The organism is Pleurocapsa sp. CCALA 161 (assembly GCF_003003995.1).
Taxonomy (GTDB): Bacteria; Cyanobacteriota; Cyanobacteriia; order Cyanobacteriales; family Xenococcaceae; genus Waterburya.
The window spans coordinates 1-3,324 of sequence record NZ_PVWF01000232.1 but is presented as its reverse complement, the minus strand read 5'-3'; the positions used below and the strand labels follow the sequence as shown (position 1 = coordinate 3,324).

Sequence of the window (3,324 nt, the reverse complement as noted above, 5' to 3'; positions counted from 1 at the left end):
GTGAACAGTGAACAATGAACAATGAACAGTGAACAATGAACAGTGAACAGTGAACAATGAACAGTGAACAGTGAACAGTGAACAGTGAACAGTGAACAGTGAACAGTGAACAGTGAACAATTGATTAACTAGGTTTAAGACCTCTTCTTTACAATGCTCATTGCTCATTGCTCATTGCTCATTGCTCATTGCTCATTGCTCACTGCTAATACTGATTCAGGCACATCAAATAACACGTTAGTCATATAGTTGTCTGCCCAGGTTTCGCCAAAGGCTTTTTCTAAAACGCGACGAGTTTTATCGTTTTGCTGCTGCTTAGTACAGTAATATCTTTGCCCTGCCAAATACAGTTTTTGTTCTGAGGGTAAAACAGGAGTTGAGGCGATCGCTTGCTGACAGTGAACCCGTAAATAATTAGCAGCTAAATCTAAAAAGTTTTGTTCTTCTTCTAGGTTATGAGGGCGCACAAACAAGCAAAAATCGGAAAAAATATCCGCCCAAGGAGGTAATTCTCTGGTTTCGCTAAACTTTGCTGGAGGTAAATTCGTCAGAGACTTAATATATCCTGGGGAGAGAGTTTTATCGGGGCTAGTGGGTGATAAATCAGCGATCGCTGCGCTGATCCCCCCTCGCCCAGCCACAAGATCACAGCCAAACATAGGTAGGGGATACTCAGAACGAGGGAACATGACACAGTGCAGAATATCTAGGTTATTACCTACTTTGGCTAACTCTAAATGCATTTTACGAAACTGAGGCGTTTGATAACAGCGGTTTTCAATCCGCAATCTTTCTCCCTCCAGCTTGCCTTCAACATAACCCAACCCTTCAGGCAAGTTATAAACCGAGAGTTCTAAATATTTTTGCCAATAGTTGAGAATCCTTTCTGCCAGTCGATGAATTAAAGGATGTTGTTCTTGGCGCAGTGAAGGTTGGGAAGTTTCTAACATTAGGATTATTAAAATACTCGATCTAGGCGATTAAATACTGATGCCCACAGATGTCTCTATGTTTAACGATATACTGAGACAGACTTTATAGATATATATAGCTATTAATCGTAATAGATTTTAGTGCAGGAGATTTAATTATGTTCGGTTTAGGTATACCTGAAGTCGCAATCATTGGGCTAGTTGCGGTACTTGTTTTTGGCCCCAAAAAAATTCCCGAAATCGGCAGTGCTTTAGGCAAAACCATTAAAGGTTTTAAAGAGGAAATGGATAAGCCTCAGTTGGATGAAGGAGAAGACACAGATATTAACAATTAATGATTTAGACAATTTCAAGAAGCTAGAAGATGGTAACTACTACCTGGACAAGAAGACATATTCTTTCCCTCATGGATTTCACCAGCGAGGAATACGCAACGGTTTTACAAACTGCGTCTAGTTTTCAAAAAGTGCTTTTAGGCAGAACCAAGAAAGTTCCCGCACTTCAGGGCAGAGTTGTCGCCAATATGTTTTTTGAAGCATCTACTCGTACTCGCAGTAGTTTTGAGTTAGCAGCTAAAAGACTCTCTGCCGATGTTTTGAACTTTTCTCCAGGTAGTTCTTCTCTCAGCAAGGGGGAAACCATCTTAGATACGGCAAAAACCTATTTAGCTATGGGTGCAGATCTGATGGTCATCCGTCATCAGGAAGCGGGTGTACCGCAAATTATTGCCCAAGAAATGGATCGCCTTAATTCTGGGGTAACGATTCTGAATGCGGGAGATGGCTTACATCAACACCCTTCTCAAGCCTTACTAGATTTATTTACCCTGACTACTGTTTTAGACCCCATTAATCCTCGTTTAGAATTACTGGAAGGCAAAAAAATTGCCATTGTTGGCGATATTCTCCATTCCCGAGTTGCCCGTTCTAATATCTATAGTCTCACCAGCGCTGGAGCAGAAGTACATCTGGCTGCACCAGCAACTTTGTTACCCAAGGCTTTTTTGGCAATGGTAAATCACAATGCGCCTGGAAAACTGGCGATTCATTGGGAGTTAGCACCCGCTTTAGAAAATGCCGACTTTGTCATGACCCTACGGCTACAAAAAGAACGTATGACGACCAATTTTATCCCTAGCTTAAGAGAATATCAGCAACAGTTTGGAGTGACGCGCGATCGCCTCAAATTATGTCATCCTCAAGTTAAAATACTCCATCCAGGCCCAACTAATCGCGGTGTTGAAATAACTTCCGATTTGATGGACGATCCTCATCTCAGTCTAGTTTCTAAGCAAGTCACCAACGGTGTGGCGACTCGCATGGCGTTATTATATTTGATTGGTAATCGCGACGCTAATTAACTTCAATAGCTTTTAGAGCTTTTGGCTTTTTTGCTAAAATTTGCTATGGATGCGGTTGAGTAAGAGTCAGAAAAACAAATTTTATGGTGAAAGTTTCTCAAACAGAATTGATCGCAGGAGCGATCGCTGGTAGGGTAGTTAGTTTTCCGACTGATACTGTTCCCGCATTAGCAGTCAAGCCAGAGTTGGGGGACTTAATCTATCAATTAAAACAACGTTCTTTAATTAAACCCCTGATTTTACTGGGAAGCTCCCTTGAGGATCTACTCCCTTACGTTGCTTACCATGATGCTGAGTTAGCAACCTGGCAAGATTTAATTCAGCAACATCTTCCTGGCGCACTTACTTTAGTTCTTCCCGCTTCAGAGCGAGTCCCCCTAGCGATTAACGCTACTAATACTAAGACCGTAGGGATTCGTATTCCCAATTGTCCTCCTGCCATTGAAATACTAAGACAAACTGGAGTATTAGCAACAACTAGCGCCAATATTTCAGGACAAGATGCTCTGCGCACCATGGCTGAGATTGAGCAAGCTTTTCCATCGGTATTGGTATTAGAAAACCTGGATCTATTTTCTGGGAGTGGATTTCCTTCTACAGTAGTTCTTTGGCAAGAGCAGCAGTGGAAGATCATCCGTCAGGGGAGTGTTGTAATTTAAGTCCTACTAGAGTAGTACTATAGAGCAGGCGATCGCTTTAAAAAATGTTCATTGTTCACTGCTCACTGCTCATTGCTCATTGTTCATTGTTCACTGCTCATTGCTCATTGTTCATTGCTCATTGTTCATTGTTCACTGCTCACTGCTCATTGCTCATTGTTCATTGTTCACTGCTCACTGCTCATTGCTCATTGTTCATTGCTCATTGTTCACTGCTCATTGCTCATTGTTCATTGCTCATTGTTCACTGCTCATTGCTCATTGTTCATTGCTCATTGTTCACTGCTCATTGCTCATTGTTCATTGTTCATTGTTCACTGCTCATTGCTCATTGTTCATTGCTCATTGTTCACTGCTCATTGCTCATTGTTCA

At 41.7% G+C, this 3,324-nt stretch carries 4 protein-coding genes; 3 read left to right on the top strand and 1 reads right to left on the bottom strand.

Annotation, left to right across the window (positions count from 1 at the left end; genetic code table 11):
* Positions 1-185 precede the first annotated feature (185 nt).
* Positions 186-950, bottom strand: a complete 765-nt coding sequence (locus C7B62_RS25050; protein WP_106244218.1) for a phycocyanobilin:ferredoxin oxidoreductase — start codon at positions 948-950, stop codon at positions 186-188.
* A 140-nt stretch (positions 951-1,090) separates the two neighbouring features.
* Between C7B62_RS25050 and tatA the strand changes: the two genes are divergently transcribed.
* From tatA to C7B62_RS25035, 3 genes are all read left to right on the top strand, one after another.
* Positions 1,091-1,267 carry a twin-arginine translocase TatA/TatE family subunit gene (gene tatA / locus C7B62_RS25045; RefSeq protein WP_106244214.1) on the top strand — a complete coding sequence of 59 codons (177 nt, stop codon included), beginning with the start codon at positions 1,091-1,093 and terminating at the stop codon, positions 1,265-1,267.
* A 29-nt stretch (positions 1,268-1,296) separates the two neighbouring features.
* Entirely contained in the window at positions 1,297-2,292 is a 996-nt protein-coding gene (locus C7B62_RS25040; protein ID WP_106244211.1) for an aspartate carbamoyltransferase catalytic subunit, read from the top strand.
* An 83-nt stretch (positions 2,293-2,375) separates the two neighbouring features.
* A complete protein-coding gene (locus tag C7B62_RS25035; protein WP_106244208.1) occupies positions 2,376-2,951 on the top strand; it encodes an L-threonylcarbamoyladenylate synthase in 576 nt (191 codons plus the stop codon).
* Positions 2,952-3,324 lie beyond the last annotated feature (373 nt).